The following is a 20,613-nucleotide window of genomic DNA, read 5'->3' as shown; positions in this document are numbered from 1 at the left end:
TTATATTCGTTAACAAGCTTTTGAAATTTGTATATCATATTGCTAAAGAACTTTCTTGACCCATATCAATGAAAAATCTAACGAAAAGAAGTACCTTTACATCCTGAAAAATTTAATATTAAAACAATGAAAATAGTAGCATTTGCAGGAAGTACATCTTCTACTTCCATCAACAAAAAATTAGTAGAACACACCCTAAAGCATTTCGGGGAAAGCGACATCAACTTGTTGGATTTAAACGACTATTCTATGCCGATTTACTCTTCCGATGAGGAGAAAAAAGGGACTCCGGAACAGGCACATAAATTTTTGCAGTGTATAGAAGAAGCCGATGCCATCGTTTGCTCGTTTGCAGAGCATAATTCAAATTTTGCCACGGCTTTCAAAAATGTTTTCGATTGGGCTTCGCGTATTAACAAGAGCGTTTTCCAAAACAAACCAATGCTGATTATGGCAACTTCACCAGGTGGATACGGCGGAAAAAATGTTTTAGATGTGGCTCAAAAAACGCTTCCTCACTATGGTGGAAATATCAAAGGAGTGTTTTCTTTGCCAAAGTTTGGTGAAAATTTTGATACCAACGAAGGAATTACCAATCCTGAATTAAAAGGAGAGCATATCAATACGATAGAAAACTTTAAACAACAAATCGCACAATAGTGAAACCTGAATTAGAGCAATTACCATTGGTAAAAAACGATGAAAAAAATCGTTTTGAACTGGAAAATAATGGTCGTCTTGCCTTTATTGAATTTGAGGAAAGAGACCATTTCATTGCCCTGACACACACCGAAGCCGCAGCGGAATTGGCAGGAACGGGAACTGCGGCAGCATTGGTAGAAAAAACGCTACACTACATTGAAGAAAGCGGAAAACAACTGATGCCTTATTGCCCATATGTGTTTGCATTCATCCAAAAACATCCCGAATGGAAACGCATCGTAAGTCCAAAATTCCCCGCTTACGATAAATTGTAGGCAAAAAGCAATAAAAATAGTTAGTATAATTAGCTTATTGCTTATGGCATATAGCTCAAAGTTTAAAAAAAATGAAAGCAAGTGTAAAAGCAACATTAGGAAAAACAAATTTCTATACGGAAATTGTAGCAGGTGAAAATAAGATAATTACCGACGAGCCCGTAAGTTTGGGCGGACAAAACAAGGGTTTTAACCCGCTGGAAGTGTTAGCAAGTTCATTGGCAAGTTGCACCGCTGCCACTTTGAAAATGTACATAGACCGCAAGGAATGGGAAGTGGAAAGCATTGAAATAGATGTAGATGTAGAAAACAACGCCACCGAACGCCAAGCGGTATTTACCCGAAAAATACATTTCAACGGCAATCTGGACGAAAAACAAATCGAAAGACTGCACAAAGTAGCGGAATCTTGCCCAATACACAAGCTACTTACCAATCAGATAGAAATACAAACCGAAATCGTATAAGTTTCGTAAGGTTTAAAAGTCGGTTAAAAACCGACTTTTTTACTAATTAACTAATACTTTTTGATAGTTTTAGAATTAAGTTTCTCCAATCCCTAAGTTGCATTTCTGGATATTTATTTTTGTAAAACTCTGCAACTAATTGCATTGCTGTCAGAGTTCGGTTTTCCTTGATGAGTGGCAATAACTGATTGATGATTTTTTGGTCAGTAATTTTTTCTAATTTGTTACTTTTAACGATTGTGTTTTTTGGTTTTGGCGATTCGTTTTCAAGAGGAAAGAACGAATCTATTTGTTCAAAAAACGAAACTAAATCCCAACGTTTAAATAATATAGGCTCGTCATTATTTTTTAGTTTTTTGCGTAAAAATTCTCCGAAAACCACTTCGTCTTGAAAAAATTGACGGGAATAGAACGATACACTTTTCTTTTCGTTCAATCTTGATTTAGCAATGTGAAAATTCCAACAAACCAATACATCATTTTTTTGGTCATAACCAAAAAACACAAAAGGATTTGGCGATTTTTTGATTTCATCAAATTCATCACGAATAGGCAATTGAGCTCGTGTGGTGTCTGGGCGGTCTTTAAAATATGCCGAAGATAGATTTTTTACATATACATAATACTCAACCTCTTTAAATTTCATTAAAAAAGGCTGTGTTCCACTAATAAACTGAAAATCAGATGATTTTTTTAATACTTCCAACATCAATTGTTTTAGTGTTTCAGGGTAAATTTTCTCTATCTTCATATTTTTAAACTCTTAAAAAGTGAACTATCTGAAAAGTATATTTGCTTCTCTTTTAATGTATTACAGTAAGACAAATCGACATCAAATCTTACATTATTTACTCCTTTCGGAATGGTTTTGGAGTCAATCGAAGGGACATCTTTAAAATCGTAAAATGCCAAAGTATCAATACCTTGCTGATAGTCAAAATAGGTATCAAATGCGTTTTCTAAATTATTGCTTAATGTATAGGCTACAACTTCCTTTAATCTTATTTGTAAGTCAGAACTTTTTAGTCTTTTACAAATATTGTTTATCAAATCAAAAATCGTTTTTCCCTGTCCTGTTTCTATTACAAAAACGGAAGCAATCCACAAATTGGAATGAACATTTGGGTTGAGTTGCTCTGATAAAAACCTATGTATTCTGTTTGACTTTGAGGTGCTTTTCACTTCTATTTTATCTTTTCCGTCGTTGAAATCAAATTTGCTTTGAGGTGAAATATGCCACGACTGAATGAGATATTCGGGATTTTTGGATTGTTCTATTACAAGCAGTTCTGCCCAAAGACCTTGAAGTGTTTTGCGTGGTGGTTGGCTGAATTTACTAAACAATTCCACCAACTTTTGTATTTCGGACTTTAATTGCTTGTGTGTTGGCTCGTCCGAAAGTTTTGCAATGACTAAGGCTACAATGTCAATAAAATATTTTTGAAAATCAATATTAATTGTTTTTAAAGAAATGATTGAATATACATTTTCTGACTGAAAATCATATTCATATAACTTACACGAACGATAAAATTGAACCGATATTTTTTCAAGATTGACATCAATCATCGGATTCACATCATTGCAAGAAATAAAAAATAGTGGATAACCCTCTATTGAAATGCCTATTTTGTGTTTTTTACTGAAAGGCAAGGAAGCAACCGAATAAAGACCTGTTTTACTCGGTTGTTGTTGTAATTTTCTGAATATTTCAAAAATAGAATCTTTCATTTACATTAATTTTCATTTGCTACATAATCCACAGCGAAATCTTTTGGGTAATAAATAGCCAAAGTATAAGCCTCTTTTCCGTTCCATTTCATAGATTCGGATTTGAGTTTTACTTTGTGAATTTGAATACAAATTGAATCTTCAAACTTTATATGAGAATCCCCAGGGTAAGGATTTGAGGTAGCAGTCCCTGAACGCCCTGAATGCAATTCTTTTAATCGTTCTGTATTTTCATCAAAAGCACGCTCACGAGCATCACCTGCGTATGCCATTTGAATAATGTATGCGTATTGCAAAGGCGATTTTTCTTTGTTGGCGAGATATTTCAAATAGCGAATAGTTGCTTGTTTTCTTGCGGCATCAGGCATATTTGAAAACTTGAAATTCGACAAAAACTCTATTACTGTTTGTATAGGTAACTTTACATAAAGATGATTTCTGTCAGGTGTCCCATAGTCTTTTTCGTTTGTAAACGATTGGTTTTTTAACGAGATTGTTTTTCTTTTATTTCAAACAATGCTTTCGGATAACCAAATAATTTCATTAATAATTCTTGTGACTTGTTTTTAAAAAGAGGTATTTGATTACCTAAAAGTGTAAAGCCCAAACCGCCTAAAAGCGTGAATACATAATTGTATTCCTCAATAAAAGTAACTGTTTCGGATGTATAAATCCGAAGTTTAAATAAACCATAAATTACCCCAAAAAAGATTACTGTTTGCAAAATCCAAGACAAAATTTTAATACGATCAATGAAATTACTATTGAAACTTTTTAATGCACTTACTTCGTTCCCTTGACTCGCTTCTTTATGATAAATGATTAAATCGTATGCTGTCAATGCACACAAAATTTGAAAATCATTTTTGTTTTCAAGTAGGGCTGTATTTTCTGTAATACTTTTATATGCAGTATTAAGCAAATCATTATTGATTTTTGACTGATTGTATATATGCAAATACACTAAAATAACTTCTGCTTGGTTACTTGTACTTGCATAGTTTTCATTTAATATATTTTCAAAAGTAATTGTTATGATGTTTCTGTTTCTAATAGAAATAATGTTTTTAATCCAAGTTTTATCTATATCAAATTTATTAATACCAATAATCAAACAAAAGATTAAATAATCATCGTTTACAAATGGTGCAGGCATTTCTTTTGTTGGGTTTCTTTTACTTTTTTTAGCATAAATTTCTTCAAATGTTGTTTTTTTATTTGTTTGAATTGTCGTAAGAATATTTAAAAATATTTCGTCAGTTTCACTAACGTTTTTAAAAGATAAAGAAGCTATTTCTTTGCCCAACAAAAAATAATGAAATGCTTTTAATTTCAGGCTTTCATTTATTCTTGCCATATATGAAACTCTATCAATTATAGAAACCATTTTTTACGTTTTAAACCATAATTTAATTTATCAGCGTCCCACCCTTGAACATTTCGCATTTTTCCAAGTAATTTTGAAATGAGGTTTGAATATTTCATTGTTGCAGGTTCTTCCGCAGGTAAGAAACTTCGCCACGACAAATAAGTGAATGAAAAAATTTGTTGAGTGATATAACTTAAATCATAAAACAACATATCGTTCAGTTCGGTATTTTGGTAATTTCCTTGTGGTGTACGAATTTTTATTTGAACAGGCTTACTCATTCCGTGTTTTGATGTTTTTAATTCGTTTGCTCCTAACATTTGTATAATACAAGTTTCCGCATCAAGAAAAATATTACTCGCTCTAACTGGAATGTATTCGCCTTTTGGTGTATTGTTCCCATAGGATATTACTCCTTGTTGATTTGGATCAAACAACATTGTTGGGTGTGTATTGTCAATGGTAACAAAAGCAAATTTTATTTTGTATTGAGAAGTTTCTTTAATCAACTGACTGATAACATCAAACTCCACATTTTTAATTGGTTTGAAAATATGAAATATCAAACGCACTGTATCTCCATCACTCCAACCTTGCTCGGTAGAAAGACGTTGAATGGATTTCTTCAAACTTTTTAGTAATTCTTCAAAGTAGTTTTCAAATGCTACATCTTTTACTTTGTCTCCAAGTAAATATTGTCCATCACTCGAAAGGAAAGTGGTAATGCCAACAACGCGATTATTTTCTGCACCAACATATTGATTTTTTCTAAGCCAACTATGTCCTATTCCAATTACCAACTCTCTATCAACCGAACGTTGAGTTGGTAAAACCCAAGGTGTACCACCCAATTTAGCGTAAATTTGCAATGCCATAGAATTTAAAATATATTCATTGTGTTCGTTTACAATTCGTGTTGTAACAAATTGTACAGGTATTTCAAGAGACAATAATTTTGCTTTTATTTGATAATACGGATTATTGTTTTGGTCAGCTTGTAATTTGAAACTTTCGGGAATTTCAATAATAGCTAGATGAGGTTTGTTTTCGTCATACTCGCGAATTACATTTAAGTATTCGCTCAAAGTGTTACTTTGAGTTTCTTTTATAACAAAATTAATGTTTTGTAAATCATATTTTTTTAGTAACCCTTTTTTAAAATACCTTGACTGCGGTAAACCATTCTTTAAGTTGGAAAGAAACTGCGTGAATTGACCTCTAATTGTTTTTTTACAAATACAAAGAATATTTGGTGATTTTATATCAAAAAAATTACTGTCATAAGGACCAAAATCATTTAGTCCTTTGTCAGGATAGGTATTTGTTATTTTTGTTGCAGCAGGGTCAAAAATAAAATTTGGGATTTTAAGTTCAATAGTATTTGTTACTGTTAATGGTGTTGTATCTATGGTAAAACAAAAACCATCTTTATTTTGAAAGAGGACGGGTATACCTTTATAGGAAAATAATGCATTTGCAATTTTAATAATCTCATTGTAAAGTTTTTTAGGATTATAAATATCTTCACGCTTATGTTCAATGATGCTTAATATTTCATCACTTTTTTGTTGCGAAGTAGCAAAAGTTAAATAGTTGCCGATGTTGAATTTTGTTTTACGAATAAACAATTCTTTCAACTCATATTTTTTTTCGCCTTCATTGGTGTTTACTATTGCTTTTGTTCCAACAATTTCTTTTATAATTCCAACAAATTCTTCGTTAGGAGCAAGTATGTTATGAAGTGCAGACAATGTTTCTGCATACAAAACTTCAACGCCAATTAAATTGTAATTTTCGGTATGCAAATCAGCACACGATTTTGTAAAAACCCAATTGCGTTTGATGTTTATTAAAAAACCGAATTGTTTTTTGCCGTTTATTTCAGTTAAGCGTAATTGTAATTCAATTAGTTTCTTGTAAGCAATTTTGTTTTTTAGTTCATTAGGCAGAGCTTCGTGAATAATATCGTCTTTTTGTTGCCCTGAAAAAAAACGAAACGGATAAAAATCAAGAGGAGTATGTTTCGGAAAACGATCTTTAAATGTGCGAAAGAATAAATGCTTAATGAGCGAAGCTGTTATATTAGCATTGCCATAAGTGCTTAGTTCGGTAATATTTCCGATTGTAACACTTTCGTCAGCATCTTTATTTGATATATAAATGCTGTCGCCACTTCTGAAAAATGAATGTGTGGTATTATATAGATTTCTTAGTTCTCTAAGACGTTCTTCATTATATGGTTCTGTCAGAATTTGAAATTTTTCAAACTCAATATTGATAGGAAAATAATTCAGTTGCATTTTTATATTTTATTTCTTAATACCCAATTAAAACTATTCCTTTTAGTGGGAGTTGTAATCTTCCACTGATGTAAAGTGTTTCTAAAAACTGAAAAATTGATTTAAAATCATCACTATTGTGATAATGATTTCTTACTGCAATTACCAAATATTCTACATTTGGCATCATACAAGCCTGAAAAATATCCTTCAAAAATTGATTGTTTCGATACGCTCTTCCTGCTTCTACTTCTATTACAATTTTACCATCTGCACTTACCGCATCTGCATCAAAGAACTTATCAATGCGGTTATTTATACTAAACAGAACAGGAACTTTTATTTTATCTATACTGGCTTTACTTTTTTCAACTCTAAAATTTAGTTTCTCCAAATCTTCACCAACAATACGCAAAACACCATCGCTACTCAAATTATTTTCAGAAGATTTTATTTGTTCGTAATTTTTCTCAAAACAAGAAATAACTGCTGCAATTTCATCTGTAATTCCAAAAGAACGAGGAAACAACTGATAAACTAATTGGTATTCCATAATTTACGCTGCATTTTTTATATTATTTTTTTCTATTTCAGCCCCAAATTCCATAGCCCAAATCGGGAAAGTAGGTAATTTAGCATTGTTTTCTTTTATCAAATCCAAAAACTCTTGCCATACTTCTAAATGATTGCGTGTAACAGATTTTAAAGTCATATAATCAGTATCGTCTTCTACTATTATATCTTTAATACTACACTCTGGACGCTCGGAATGGTCAGGAAATTTAAAGTCTTTTAATCCTCCTTTTTTCTTTAATCGACCTACAATATAAATCCTAGAACGATGTTGTGGAATACCAAAATGATGTGGTGAAATAATTGCATCAGCAATTTCGTAATGTTTTTCTAAGGACTCTTGAATTACTTTATAAGTATTTCCCCCATCGTGCGATTTTAGATTCGGTACATTTTCGAGAATCAGAAATTCAGGTTTGTGAGCCTCCAATATGTCCATAATTCTATAAAACAAATTTCCTCTTCCTTGTTCGTCATTAAACCCTTGCTGTGAACCTGCTTGTGAAAAAGGCTGACAAGGAAAACCTGCACATAAAATATCGTGTTTTGGAATGTTGTTTATATTTACTTCATTGATATCTCCTTGAATTTCATTGCCGTGATTTTCAGTATATAGCTTTCTTAAATCAGGGTCAAGCTCACTGGCAAAAACGCATTGATGCCCCAGTTTAGACAATGCCAAATGAAAACCTCCTAACCCTGCAAATAAATCAATAAATTTCATTTATGATGATTTTTCTCTAAAGAGTTTTATGAACATACAAAGTTACAATAATTGTTTTTAATAAAACAAACTCTTGCATATAATCAATAAAACCTCTACATTTGCCTTGTCCATATAAATTCTGTTCTTTTAAAACGAATAAGTAATTATTTATATTTCAATAAATTAGAATACAAAGAAGATAAGTTATTTCAAAGAGTATCCTTTCTTGATTTATATCAATGTTTGGCAGTGGATGTCCGTAGTATCTTTGCATCATCAATAACAAAGTATTAAAAAATTAAATCGATGCGAAAAATTTTATTCTTTTTAAGTGTAGCTCTTTTGAGCAGTTGCAGTTTCGGACAAAAAACAAATTCAAACAATAAAAATAACAATCAAATGAAAGCAGTTTATCATAAAGCAGACAGCAGAGGACACGCAAACCACGGATGGTTAAATAGTTACCACACTTTTAGCTTTGCAGAATATTACAACCCACAGAGAATGAACTTCGGTGTTCTTCGTGTATTGAATGATGATACCGTAAAAGGTGGAATGGGCTTCGGAACACACCCCCACCGCGATATGGAAATCATCAGTATTCCTTTGGAGGGCGACCTGAAACACGGTGATAGTATGGGCAACGAAGGGATTATCCGCAAAGGAGAAATCCAAGTGATGAGTGCCGGAACAGGAATTATGCACAGCGAAATGAATGGTAACCAAGGTGAAACCGTGAAATTCTTGCAAATTTGGATTTTACCTCGTAAAATGGGAGTTACCCCTCGCTATGACCAAATTGACATCGAAAAAGATAAGAAAATCAACGATTTCCAACAAATCCTATCCCCTAACCCTGATGATGCAGGCGTATGGATTCACCAAGATGCGTGGTTCAATATGGCAAACTTTACCGCAGGAAACTCAAAAACATACAAACTAAACAAACAAGGAAATGGAGTGTATGTATTTGTTATCAAAGGAAAAGCAAAAATAGGCGACCAAGTATTAGACCAAAGAGATGGTTACGGAATTTACGATACTTCAGAATTTGATTTAGAGGCTCTTGAAGATTCACAAATTCTATTGATGGAAGTACCAATGCAATTACCATAAAAATTAAATTACGATGAGCATATTTCAAAACAAAGATTTAGGACTTTTAATTCTTCGTCTTTCCGTAGGATTGCTAATGATTCCACACGGAATCCATAAATTACTGAATTCAGGAGCGTTGGGATACATTCAGTCGCTCTTGGAAGCCAAAGGATTACCAGCGTTTATCAGCTATGGTGTTTTTGTAGGAGAAATTATTGCACCGCTCCTCATCGTAATTGGTTTCCGTACGCGTATCTCGGCATTGGTATTGGCAGCCACAGGTTTGATGATTCTGTTCTTAGGGTACGACAACCTTTTTGCCCTCACACAGCACGGCGGTTGGGTGGCAGAACTTGTAGGGCTGTTCCTCTTCGGAGCTTTGGCATTAGCCTTTACAGGCGGTGGGAAATACGCTGTATCTACGAATAATCAGTGGGATTAAAACAAATAAAATAATAACAAAACGCTCCTTAATTGGGGCGTTTTTTAAGTTGAAGCCTAGTTTGAAAAAATCTTGGAAAATACTCCTTTCGTTAAAAAAAAACATTTTTATTTCACATCTGATATTATGAAAAACAATTTTTTAGAGTACTTAAAAACAGGCTATTGTGATAGAAAATATGACTTAAACAAACAGAAAATAGAACAATTTATAGATTCTTTTTTTCGGTTTATATTTTTCTTAGAGCCTCAAAGATGTGATTCTCAAACGGAGATTGAAAGCCGATTTGTCAGTTTTAAAAATCAGTTTAAAGACATAATAAACGATATAAAACAAGAAAATACCGTACAGGTATGCGAAACTTTTTTTAATGAGATTCCTAGCATTTATGAAACATTAGAAAAAGACGCTCAATTTTTCTTAGAAAGTGATCCTGCTGCTACGCATATAGAAGAGATTAAAGTTTCATACCCAGGATTTTATGCCATTGCAATTTATAGATTTGCACATCAGCTGTACCTTCAGAAAGTCCCACTCATCCCAAGAATTTGGACAGAGCTTGCCCATAGCAAAACGGGAATAGATATTCATCCAGGGGCAAATATTGGAGAATATTTCTTTATTGATCACGGCACAGGAATTGTAATAGGAGAGACCACTCAAATAGGAAATCGTGTAAAAATCTATCAGAATGTAACATTAGGGGCGTTGGCTGTATCTAAAAGCATTGCCAATACCAAAAGACATCCTACTATAGAAGATGAAGTAACCATCTATGCAGGAGCTACTATTTTAGGCGGAAAAACCATCATTGGTAAGGGGGCTACCATCGGAGGAAATGTTTGGATTACAGAAAGTATATTCCCTTATAGTTTAGTATATTATAAAGACAAAACCATCATCAGAAGCCAAGAAAATTCACCCGAACCGATTAATTTTTCCATATAAACCTATTAAATGATATGGATACACCGATAAATTTTCCTGTAAAAAGGAAAAAATATAACAAAAAACATTCTTAATATTTAAAATCATACAGAATATGAAATTCAATAATGTATTAGAAACTATTGGGAAAACGCCGGTAGTCAGATTGAGTAAAATTTTTCCTAAACATAATGTTTGGATAAAATTAGAACGAAGCAATCCAGGGGGAAGCATCAAAGATAGAATTGCTTTAGCAATGATAGAAACCGCTGAAAAGGAAGGAAAAATCAATAAAAATACTCAAATCATAGAACCCACTTCGGGAAATACAGGAGTAGGATTAGCCATGGTTTCAGCCGTAAAAGGTTATCATTTAACATTGGTAATGCCTGAAAGTATGAGTATAGAACGCCGAAAATTAATGTCTGCCTATGGTGCCAATATCGTATTAACACCAAGAGAATTAGGTATGAAAGGAGCCATTGAAAAAGCTCAGGAATTGGCACAGCAAAACGAAAACACTTGGATTCCACAGCAGTTTGAAAACATCTCAAACCCTGAAATTCATCGTAATACAACTGCTCAAGAAATTCTTAATGATTTTCCAGAGGGAATTGATTACCTCATCACGGGCGTAGGCACAGGTGGACATATTACAGGAATTTCGGAGATTATAAAACAGAAATTTTCTCAGTTAAAATCTTTTGCTGTAGAGCCAGAGCTTTCCCCAGTTCTAAGTGGCGGAAATCCAGGAGCACACCCTATACAAGGCATTGGTGCGGGTTTTGTACCCAAAGTTCTCAATACTGAAATTTTAGACGGAACCCTTCAGGTGAGTAAAGAAAATGCCTTTGCTTTTACACAAAAATTAGCTCAAGAAGAAGGTATTTTAGCCGGAATTTCCACAGGAGCATCTCTCGCAGCCATTGCACAAAAAATAGATGAGTTGACTGAAAACGCCACCATTCTCACCATAAACTATGATACCGGCGAAAGATATTGGTCGGTGGAAGGACTTTTTTAAATTTATGAAATGATTGGAATTTTTTCCAATCATTTCTTTTGTATGCGTTTATTAAGAACGCTATTCATTTCGTACCTTTGCTTCAAATAAAATAGAACATGATGAAAAAAAACATATTGATTACTGCATTATCTTTAGCGGCACTATGCAGTTGTAATAAAACTACCACGCCCAAGACCGAAACCTCACAAACGGCATCAGAAAATATCTCACAGCCTTTTATTTCCAGTATAGAATATTCTAATTTGGTAGATAAAGCCAGCCAAGAAGAAGTAAAAAAGGCACTCTCTGCTGCAGGAATCAAGGAGGGAAATATCCAAACTTTTTTGGACAATGTAAGTACTTTTAACCAGACCGTTGGCGAAGTAGGAATGGTAAAAGAGGGATTTGCTACCTCACAAAATTTAACTCCTGAATATGATAAAGTAAAAATACAAGAAAAATGGGAAGAAAAAAATCCTGTCTTTGTAGGCTATAACTGTCGTATTACTTCGTTTGATATGTTAAGAGATTTTGTTCACATTGAAAACCCGATTTTAGAAAATGCTAAAAATCTATTTGTAGATGAAGATGCTCTAGAAAACAACCCTCAAAAAGTGTTTTCTAGTAAAGAGAGAGACCTTTTTATGGCTTTCTTTTCGCAAATTCCTACCGTAGAGGGCAAGGATATTTCAAAACATATAGACATGGTGCAAAAAGATTGGCAAAAGAAAGGGATTTCATTTATTCATAACAACGATAAGACCAAGGCTTCTTTAATTTCGGTATTTTTTCATTCGTTTTTTAGTAAGGAAGACAATCATTTGTTTATCGGGCATATCGGGGTATTGGTACCTTCTGAAAATGGAAAACTTATTTTCATTGAAAAATTATCTTTCCAAGAGCCTTATCAAACATTGAAATTCAACAACCGAACGGAACTTAATGATTACCTCATGAACCGTTACGATGTGGAATGGAACCAACCTACAGCCGCACCCTTTATCTTTGAAAATAATCAACTGATAGAAGGCTATAGACCCAATCCGAATAAAAAAATAGAACAGAGTTCGTAATATCCAAAGATATTTGTTTTGCTTTTATAATATTTTTTCAAATCTTAAAATGATTATTCGCAGTTTGTAATCCTTAAAAAATGTCTTATAGCAATATTTTTTTGATTTGTTCTGACTATCTTTGCTCAGAATAATTTAAAAACGATAAAAATGGCAACAAGAATCAATCCGTATTTGAATTTTAACGGGAATTGCGAAGAGGCGTTCAATTTTTACAAAAAGGCTTTCGGAGGCGATTTTACAATGGTGGTTCGTTCTGATGAAACTCCGATGGAAGTGGCTGAAAATGAGAAAAACCGCTTGATGTACATTGAGCTTCCGATAGGCGAAAACGATAAACTAATGGGTTCGGACATTTTCGAATCGCTTGAGCAGAAACTTACTACGGGCAATCACAACTATGTGAGCATAGCCGTAGATAGCAAAGCCGAAGCCGACCGCCTTTTCCACGCACTTTCCGAAGGGGGCGAAATAGAAATACCTATGGAAGAGCAATTTTTTGGCTATTTCGGAGATTTTAAAGATAAATTCGGAATCTCTTGGATGATTATTTTTGAAGGGTGAAACTTTTACCACACATAAACCTATTTTCATAGACGACCTCAAACATGACCAATTCTGTGAATTGTGCAGAAGAAGGAAGATGTATCTGTCCAAATAGGCGGTAGGGTTTAGATAATAGGAAATAGTAAGGAAGCTGTTGGAGACTTTTCCAACAGCTTCTTTTTATTAAAACTATCGGATGAACCCTTATGGCTAAAAAAACTTATACTTATAGATTTTTAAAATATAAGTACCACTTTATAAAGTTCTTTTAGCCCCAAAACGAAGCCCTCTATGCAAGGTTAATTTCTTCTTGGAGATAAAAAGTTATAATAAAAAAGGCTTCACTATAACTCTTATAAATCTATAAAAAACAATAATTTACAAGGTTTTTAAGCTCCATTTTTACCACATTGTCTATAAAAGAAGGCTGTCCATAAAAAATCGGACAGCCTATATTTTTCATTCTTAAAAATTATTTTTTTGAGTTCATTATTTATTTTCACACACTGTTCTTTTCCTTAGATGAAGAAGAACCAAAAGTGCGATCCGCACGGGCATTAAAAAATAAGCAATCAGCTTCCGACAAATTTTTCCAAACTTGCTTTCTGCGGTCGCTTCGAACAATGGAAAATTTTCCACATACTAAGCTCCAAGTTTTCGCTTACTTTGTTTTATTTGTTGATTTTCCTAACGCCAAATCTTCAATGCCGATGAAAAGTGGCCAAAATACTGAAAAATCAGTGTTGAACCATTAAAAAATATATCAATTAAGTACTGAACTCAAAAAAATTAATGCCACTGGTAAGTTATACCTGCAAAAACATTGATTCCCTTGGTATTGTTTGAAAATAAATTACTTATAATGCTACTTGAACCAACTACTAATGGCCCTACACGAAGTCCTGTACCTATTGTTGTTCCTACTTGTTGTATATTAGCAATGGGTAAATAAAATCCTATCCATCTTGATTCGTATCGAGGTGTTAGTACAAAGCTATTAGCGTAGGCAGCGTTGTAGATTTTATCTTTCTTGTCAGATGAAGCAAATTGCCCTGAAAAATCAACGAAAAATTTTCGCAAAATACGAGCATCCGCATAAATTCGCAAAGCCACGGGAAGAGATGAAGTAAAAGTTTTCCCTTTTAACGAAGTTTGGCTAACCAAATTGCTTCTATCCAGATCACGTTGCAAATTGTCTAAGTTCAATGCTACGGATGTTACTGACGAATTAATTGAGTATTTTTTTGAATTTTCAGTGGTTGTATAATTCAATCTTCCTGCATCGGTGAAAGCTAATCCAAACTTAAAGTCGTAAGGAGTCTTTTCACAATCTGGACAAGGTTCTTTTCGGTATTCGTATGCAAATCCAGCATCAAAAACAAAAGTTGAAGCACTTGATTGCAGTCTAAACTTAGAGTCTGAATCTTCTCCCCAAATATTAATTCCTCCGTTATTGATACTAAAATCACCTGTACCAGAGATGTTTAGAATAACATCATCCTTTTTTTGCTCCAACTTAATAGCTCCAGAAAAATCATCAAAACCTGCACGCGAACTAATAATTCCTTGGATAGCTTTCAAGGTAACTCCAACTTTGATTGTATGTTTTTCATTACTAAAAACAATACTTCCCCATGAAACTCCCACTTCGGAGAAAGCATTTACCAAAATATGCTGATTATCAATTTTAATAGAAGGATAAGCTGCTAAATCCATTAAATTTGTGTCAGAAAAATAAGATTCCAAGATTTTAGCATCTACTCCTCTTGCATCGGCAATGGCACGAACTCGTGAGGTAATAGCAATCGCATTTTTATTCCCTATATTAAAGAAAGCGGAAGGACCAAGTATGTCTAGATTGAAATCCGCATCAAGGTCATTGTGAGAAAACACGGAACCTTCTCCTGTTTTTGTAAATTTTTCAAAACTATCAGACAAACCACTGAGTGATAAAGGCACCTTATTATTGGAAAAAATTCCATCAAATGATAAAAGATTAACTCCTTTTTTGTGCATTCCACCAACAGCCTCAGCTGGGTTATTGATAATTGAATAAATACCTCCGTACGGGCTGACTCTGAACCCCGAAAAAGACTGCTGAGCTCTTATACTAAAAGTACTCAGCATCAGTAGTAAAAAAAATATTTTTTTCATGTGCTTGGTGTGTTTAATTTAGGCAAAATTAAGACCTTTTATTTACATGAAAAAAAAGTTATACTTAAAAAAAAGTTAATATTTTCACAAAGAGTTAGTTATAACAATATTTAGAAGCTAATTTCGGTTTATTCTGAATAACCATTCGCTTACACAAATTAAGAAAAGACCACTTGCCAAACTCAGTAAAAGAAAGTAATTTTCAAAAAAAGCCCAACCTAACCAAAGACAAATACCTTTGTAAGCAATTAAAAATTCAGTAGCGAGAAATCCTGCAATGTACACAAGTATTGATATTCTACTCAAATTCAAAAGATTATTTTCTTTCAAAAGATATAACAACCCAAAATTGATAACTCCTAAGAAATTAAAGTGCAAATAACTCATTATAAAGTCATTATTGTAAAAAATAATCTCTTTGAAATAAGGAATAGAAGCGAAAAACATCATACAAACCTTAGTAATAAACAAAAAGAGAAACCCGTTGCTTAAAACATTTTTAAAGGGATATTTCTGTATGTAGAAATAGATGACAGCTCCTATCGAAAGCATCCAAATTAGAGAGGTAATTGTAGCAATAAGATGTAAGAATATACTATCAAAAATACTTATGTATGAAACAGCTATTGCCCCAAAAACACCAATTTGAAAGCCATAGAAAATTTTATTAATCCAAGGAGATGTAATTCTATCAGTATGATTTTTTTTAAGAAAAAGTCCCATCAGGGTTGTCAAAACCCAGCCATTATATTGAAAATCTAAGAAAAAGAAAATGGATGCTTGATACAGGTTTGAATCTTTTCCAGTGATTGCAATGGCTACAGGAATCATCCAAATACCTACGCTTGAAAGAATTAAATAGAAAATACCCATTCGTACAAACCGGTATGAAATCAACTGCTTATGCTCTTGTGTATTTGAATTTTTAAGGAAAAAATAACTGTAGTAATATGAAAATAGAAGGAACAAGACACTAAATGAAATCGAAATAGCTCCGTATCCTTGGAAAGGGAAACTGAAAAGCATCCCCAATAGAGAGATTTGTGTCAGATAAAAAATACGACGATGTTGCTTAGCTTTTTCAAGGGGAATAAATGAGTAGCTAAGTAAGGCTGTAAGGGTTGTGTAAATCCACCCCAAAATGGCGATATGCGAGTGTGTATGTAGAACATATCGATAATTATAACTAAATAAATCAGGCAGTGCATGTGTTAATCGCATGAAAGTCCCGAATCCTATAATAATTAAAAAATAGGAAAAAGACCAATACAAATCTTGCCGAATACTGATTTTCATTTAATTATTTTTTCGATGTAGCAAAGGTATAACTTTTATCGAATAAATGAAAATAGAGGCATCCGAAAAGTCAGAGTAATATCATTCTGAGATGGGATAAATCCTTATAAGTTGTGCTTCTTTTAAAGATTTTCCCTTTTGTTGGAATGACAAAATTTTACAAATACTGACTTTTCGGATAACCTCACTGGTTTATTTTATATTCCTAAAAACCAATTGACTATTGAAAGAATCTACAAGTATCACGCTGTTGGTGGTAATATTTCCCTGTAAAATTTCTTTTGAAAGTTTGTTGAGCAGTTCTTTTTGTAATACGCGTTTTACGGGTCTTGCTCCAAACTCAGGGTCATAACCCTTTTCAGCTAAGTAATCAATTGCTTCAGGGGTAGCATCTAGCACGATATTTTCACGTGCAACGAGCCTGATGATATTTCGGAATTGCAATTGCACGATTTCTTTAATATTTGCCTTTGAAAGAGGTGTGAACATTACGATATCATCAATACGATTAATAAACTCGGGACGTACGCTTTGTTTAAGCAACTGTAAAACAGCATTTTTAGCCAATTCAGTAGCCTTTTCAATATCCTTGCTATGATTTTCGAAACTTTCCTGAATCAGATGACTACCAATATTGGAAGTCATGATGATGATGGTATTTTTGAAATCGGCAGTACGTCCTTTGTTGTCGGTCAATCGTCCCTCATCCAGTACTTGCAATAGAATGTTGAAGGTATCAGGATGTGCTTTTTCAATTTCGTCCAACAGCACTACCGAATAAGGTCTTCGTCGTACAGCTTCAGTGAGTTGACCTCCTTCGTCATATCCCACATATCCTGGAGGAGCTCCTATCAATCGGCTAACAGAGTGACGCTCTTGGTATTCGCTCATATCAATTCGGGTCATAGCATTTTCATCATCGAACAAATATTCAGCAAGAGCTTTTGCAAGTTCGGTTTTTCCGATTCCTGTTGTCCCTAAGAAAAGGAATGATCCAATCGGTTTTTTAACATCTTGTAAACCTGCACGACTTCGGCGAATAGCATCAGAAACCACTTCGATAGCCTCTTCCTGACCAACCACACGTTTGTGAAGTTCTTCTTCCAAATGGAGTAATTTTTCACGTTCTCCTTGCATCATTTTGGTTACAGGAATGCCCGTCCATTTGGCGATGACTTCTGAAATGTTTTCGCGAGTAACTTCTTCTTTAACAAGGGCTTTATCCTTTTGGTTGTCCAGCTCTTTTTGCAGAGTTTCAAGTTTGTCCTGTTCTTCTTTTATCTTGCCATAGCGAAGTTCGGCTACTTTTCCGTAATTGCCCTCACGTTCGGCTTTTTCGGCTTCCAATTTGTAATTTTCAATATTGGTTTTCACTTTTTGCACTTCATCAACTAAGGTTTTTTCACTTTGCCATTGTGCAAAAATATGGTTGCGTTCCTCTTTGAAATTTGCCAAATCAGCATTAAGTGTTTTGAGTTTTTCTGTATCATTTTCACGTTTAATCGCTTCAATTTCAATTTCTAACTGCATAATTTTTCGGTCAAGCACGTCTAATTCTTCGGGTTTGGAGTTGATTTCCATACGCAATTTTGAAGCTGCCTCGTCCATTAGGTCAATCGCTTTATCTGGCAGAAAACGGTTGGTGATATATCGTTCTGAGAGTTCTACCGCTGCGATTATAGCCTCGTCTTTGATACGTACTTTATGGTGGGTTTCATACTTTTCTTTAATCCCTCGGAGGATAGAAATAGCACTTTCCGTATCAGGTTCTTCCACCATAACTTTCTGGAAACGACGCTCTAAGGCTTTATCTTTCTCAAAATATTTTTGGTATTCATCCAAAGTCGTAGCTCCGATGGCTCTGAGTTCGCCTCGTGCCAAGGCAGGTTTCAAAATATTGGCAGCATCCATAGCTCCCTCGCCTCCTCCAGCACCTACTAAAGTATGGATTTCGTCAATAAACAAGATGATATTGCCATCGGAAGTTGTTACTTCTTTCACAACCGATTTGAGCCTTTCTTCAAATTCTCCTTTGTATTTCGCTCCTGCAATCAAGGCTCCCATATCTAAAGAAAAAATAATCTTATCTTTCAGGTTTTCAGGAACATCACCTTGTACTATACGATGAGCCAAACCTTCGGCGATAGCCGTTTTCCCAACTCCAGGCTCACCGACTAACATAGGGTTATTTTTGGTTCTTCGCGAAAGGATTTGTAGCACACGGCGTATTTCCTCATCTCGACCAATCACAGGATCGAGTTTTCCACTATCGGCTAATTGATTTAGGTTTTTAGCATATTTATTCAGCGAATTATAGGTTTCTTCGGCAGAAGCAGACGTAACCCGTTCACCCTTACGCAGTTCGCTAATGGCTTTCTCCAATTCTTTTTCGGTAACTCCTTGGTCTTTCAGCGATTGCGATACTTTATTTTTTGTTTTTAAAATAGCTAATAACAAATGCTCCACAGAAACGTACTCGTCGTTCATTTCCTTGGCGATATTACTCGCTTTGTTCAACATTTCGGCACTTTCACGCGATAGCGACATACTACCTCCACTGACTTTAGCGTAAGAATCCAATGCTTTTTGAACGTTTTGATTCAGCATACTTACGTTTACATTCAGTTTTTTCAAGAGAAACGGAAGTACATTATTATCTACCTCTTCAATTCCTTTGAAAATGTGTTCAATTTGCAAATCTTGATGCCCATAACCTTGAGCAATTTGCTGGGCTCTTTGAATAGCCTCCTGCGATTTAATGGTATAGTTGTTAAAATTCATCGTTTACATTTTTTAGATTCACTCAATTATTGTCAAGTTATATACCATTGGATAAAAAATGACTTTTTGTCAGTTTTTAAAATATTAAACTAACACAAAGCATGACAAAATTTACTTATTATCAATCATTAATGCATATATTTGAATAGTTTCCAACTCTAAAAACTTGTAAAGAAATAGAGCCCTGTAAATTAAATCTAAAACCACATAGAGACACAGCGTAAAATCTATGTTCCTATGTGGTTTGAAGGATAGTAACTCTAAAGATAATATTTCATACGTTGCCCTAACCTAATGCGTAAATATGGGTTAAGAAGACGAATCACTAAGCTCTTTTAAGTCAATGGAAAGAATTTTAGAAATTTTAATAAGTTGTTCAGCTGAAAGTTTTTGTTTTCCTGTCTCAATTTTAGCATAGGCTGATTGGGAAATACCTAATTGAAAAGCAATATCTTCTTGGGATATTTTTTTCTCCAATCGGATTTTTTTGATTTTAGTTAAGTAATTCATAGTGTCATTTTTTAGGTTTGTACGAAGATACGAAAAAAATAATGAAATAAAAAGTTATTTTTATAATTATTTTAAATTTTAATGGAATTATTCTAAATTAGAATAGTTTTATTGGAATAAACCGTATACCTTTGCTTACGGATAATTTTAATAAAAACAACATGATTCGATTTACTACCAAAATTCAATTAAAGGCAATAGCTTTGACATTATCAGCTATTTTGCTAAAAACTTCTTGTTCAATAAAAACCTGCTGGGTTTGGAGATGGCGTGGTTTTAGAAGTGGATTGTACCGAGAAGTAACTCGAATGACAAACACAAATGCTTTAGCCGATGAAGCAAGACATCATTTAGGAAAAGAGTACGTAAAATGGTATGAGTTTGCAACTGCCAAATGGGCTGCTCCAAGACGTTTTACTTGCACAACCTTGGTTTGGTGGTGTTCCAAAAAAGCATACGGTGTGAATGTATCCAGTTGGTATAGCCCTTTGGTAACACCCAGTGGTCTTTTTACGGATTGTAACACTTATTTAATACGAGAGGTACGATGAAAAAACTTTATTTTTTATTCGCATTATTGGGTGTATTCGCTTGTTCGGAAGATAAAGATATGACCCCTGAACATTTTAAAGCCCAACAGCGAGACAGCCGTTTCTTTGGGAAATGGGCAGTAATAAA

At 33.9% G+C, this 20,613-nt stretch carries 21 protein-coding genes; 10 read left to right on the top strand and 11 right to left on the bottom strand.

The window, feature by feature from the left end; translation table 11 throughout:
* Positions 1-126 precede the first annotated feature (126 nt).
* From CCAND38_RS03840 to CCAND38_RS03830, 3 genes are all read left to right on the top strand, one after another.
* A complete protein-coding gene (locus CCAND38_RS03840) occupies positions 127-660 on the top strand; it encodes an NADPH-dependent FMN reductase (RefSeq protein WP_042343956.1) in 534 nt (177 codons plus the stop codon).
* The gene (locus tag CCAND38_RS03835; protein ID WP_042343955.1) at positions 660-977 is read left to right on the top strand and encodes a GNAT family N-acetyltransferase; all 318 of its coding nucleotides are present in this window, start codon (positions 660-662) and stop codon (positions 975-977) included. The genes CCAND38_RS03840 and CCAND38_RS03835 overlap by 1 nt, the downstream gene beginning before the upstream one ends.
* A gap of 71 nt (positions 978-1,048) precedes the next feature.
* Entirely contained in the window at positions 1,049-1,444 is a 396-nt protein-coding gene (locus CCAND38_RS03830; RefSeq protein ID WP_042343954.1) for an OsmC family protein, read from the top strand.
* A gap of 46 nt (positions 1,445-1,490) precedes the next feature.
* Here the strand turns inward: CCAND38_RS03830 and CCAND38_RS03825 are convergent, their stop codons facing one another.
* From CCAND38_RS03825 to CCAND38_RS03795, 7 genes are all read right to left on the bottom strand, one after another.
* Positions 1,491-2,195, bottom strand: coding sequence for a hypothetical protein (locus CCAND38_RS03825; protein WP_042343953.1), 705 nt, complete (start codon positions 2,193-2,195; stop codon positions 1,491-1,493).
* Positions 2,192-3,175, bottom strand: a complete 984-nt coding sequence (locus CCAND38_RS03820) for a PD-(D/E)XK motif protein (RefSeq protein ID WP_042343952.1) — start codon at positions 3,173-3,175, stop codon at positions 2,192-2,194. The genes CCAND38_RS03825 and CCAND38_RS03820 overlap by 4 nt, the downstream gene beginning before the upstream one ends.
* A gap of 5 nt (positions 3,176-3,180) precedes the next feature.
* Entirely contained in the window at positions 3,181-3,567 is a 387-nt protein-coding gene (locus CCAND38_RS03815; protein WP_197066324.1) for a hypothetical protein, read from the bottom strand.
* A 92-nt stretch (positions 3,568-3,659) separates the two neighbouring features.
* Positions 3,660-4,562 (bottom strand): hypothetical protein, encoded by a 903-nt coding sequence (locus CCAND38_RS03810; RefSeq protein WP_042343950.1) that lies wholly within the window; start codon positions 4,560-4,562, stop codon positions 3,660-3,662.
* The gene (locus CCAND38_RS03805; RefSeq protein ID WP_042343949.1) at positions 4,550-6,844 is read right to left on the bottom strand and encodes a Piwi domain-containing protein; all 2,295 of its coding nucleotides are present in this window, start codon (positions 6,842-6,844) and stop codon (positions 4,550-4,552) included. The genes CCAND38_RS03810 and CCAND38_RS03805 overlap by 13 nt, the downstream gene beginning before the upstream one ends.
* A gap of 16 nt (positions 6,845-6,860) precedes the next feature.
* Positions 6,861-7,376, bottom strand: coding sequence for a hypothetical protein (locus CCAND38_RS03800; RefSeq protein WP_042343948.1), 516 nt, complete (start codon positions 7,374-7,376; stop codon positions 6,861-6,863).
* Positions 7,377-7,379: 3 nt separating this feature from the next.
* Positions 7,380-8,120 carry a DNA cytosine methyltransferase gene (locus CCAND38_RS03795; RefSeq protein ID WP_082024945.1) on the bottom strand — a complete coding sequence of 247 codons (741 nt, stop codon included), beginning with the start codon at positions 8,118-8,120 and terminating at the stop codon, positions 7,380-7,382.
* A 381-nt stretch (positions 8,121-8,501) separates the two neighbouring features.
* Here CCAND38_RS03795 and CCAND38_RS03790 point away from each other — a divergent pair, with 381 nt between their 5' ends.
* The 6 genes from CCAND38_RS03790 (at position 8,502) to CCAND38_RS03765 (ending at position 13,212) form a co-directional block, all read left to right on the top strand.
* Entirely contained in the window at positions 8,502-9,218 is a 717-nt protein-coding gene (locus tag CCAND38_RS03790; RefSeq protein ID WP_042343982.1) for a pirin family protein, read from the top strand.
* A 13-nt stretch (positions 9,219-9,231) separates the two neighbouring features.
* A complete protein-coding gene (locus CCAND38_RS03785) occupies positions 9,232-9,642 on the top strand; it encodes a DoxX family protein (RefSeq protein ID WP_042343947.1) in 411 nt (136 codons plus the stop codon).
* A gap of 126 nt (positions 9,643-9,768) precedes the next feature.
* Entirely contained in the window at positions 9,769-10,590 is an 822-nt protein-coding gene (gene epsC, locus CCAND38_RS03780; RefSeq protein WP_042343981.1) for a serine O-acetyltransferase EpsC, read from the top strand.
* Between the two features lie 94 nt (positions 10,591-10,684).
* A complete protein-coding gene (gene cysK / locus CCAND38_RS03775; RefSeq protein WP_042343946.1) occupies positions 10,685-11,593 on the top strand; it encodes a cysteine synthase A in 909 nt (302 codons plus the stop codon).
* A gap of 101 nt (positions 11,594-11,694) precedes the next feature.
* Positions 11,695-12,648: a DUF4300 family protein gene (locus tag CCAND38_RS03770; protein WP_042343945.1), complete on the top strand. Its 954-nt coding sequence runs from the start codon at positions 11,695-11,697 to the stop codon at positions 12,646-12,648.
* A 150-nt stretch (positions 12,649-12,798) separates the two neighbouring features.
* A complete protein-coding gene (locus CCAND38_RS03765; protein WP_042343944.1) occupies positions 12,799-13,212 on the top strand; it encodes a VOC family protein in 414 nt (137 codons plus the stop codon).
* A 771-nt stretch (positions 13,213-13,983) separates the two neighbouring features.
* Here the strand turns inward: CCAND38_RS03765 and CCAND38_RS03760 are convergent.
* The 4 genes from CCAND38_RS03760 to CCAND38_RS03745 form a co-directional block, all read right to left on the bottom strand.
* Positions 13,984-15,348: a DUF5723 family protein gene (locus CCAND38_RS03760; protein WP_042343943.1), complete on the bottom strand. Its 1,365-nt coding sequence runs from the start codon at positions 15,346-15,348 to the stop codon at positions 13,984-13,986.
* Between the two features lie 117 nt (positions 15,349-15,465).
* Complete coding sequence (locus CCAND38_RS03755) at positions 15,466-16,644, bottom strand: hypothetical protein (RefSeq protein WP_042343942.1); 1,179 nt, start codon at positions 16,642-16,644, stop codon at positions 15,466-15,468.
* 192 nt (positions 16,645-16,836) lie between these two features.
* Entirely contained in the window at positions 16,837-19,425 is a 2,589-nt protein-coding gene (gene clpB, locus CCAND38_RS03750) for an ATP-dependent chaperone ClpB (protein ID WP_042343941.1), read from the bottom strand.
* A 309-nt stretch (positions 19,426-19,734) separates the two neighbouring features.
* Positions 19,735-19,935 (bottom strand): helix-turn-helix domain-containing protein, encoded by a 201-nt coding sequence (locus CCAND38_RS03745; RefSeq protein ID WP_042005567.1) that lies wholly within the window; start codon positions 19,933-19,935, stop codon positions 19,735-19,737.
* 161 nt (positions 19,936-20,096) lie between these two features.
* Here CCAND38_RS03745 and CCAND38_RS03740 point away from each other — a divergent pair, with 161 nt between their 5' ends.
* Positions 20,097-20,486 (top strand): hypothetical protein, encoded by a 390-nt coding sequence (locus CCAND38_RS03740; protein ID WP_042343940.1) that lies wholly within the window; start codon positions 20,097-20,099, stop codon positions 20,484-20,486.
* The last annotated feature ends 127 nt before the right edge of the window (positions 20,487-20,613 follow it).

The organism is Capnocytophaga canis (genome assembly GCF_000827555.1).
Classification (GTDB): domain Bacteria; phylum Bacteroidota; class Bacteroidia; order Flavobacteriales; family Flavobacteriaceae; genus Capnocytophaga; species Capnocytophaga canis.
Note: the sequence above shows the minus strand (reverse complement) of the source record. Positions and strands in the feature narration are given on the sequence as shown.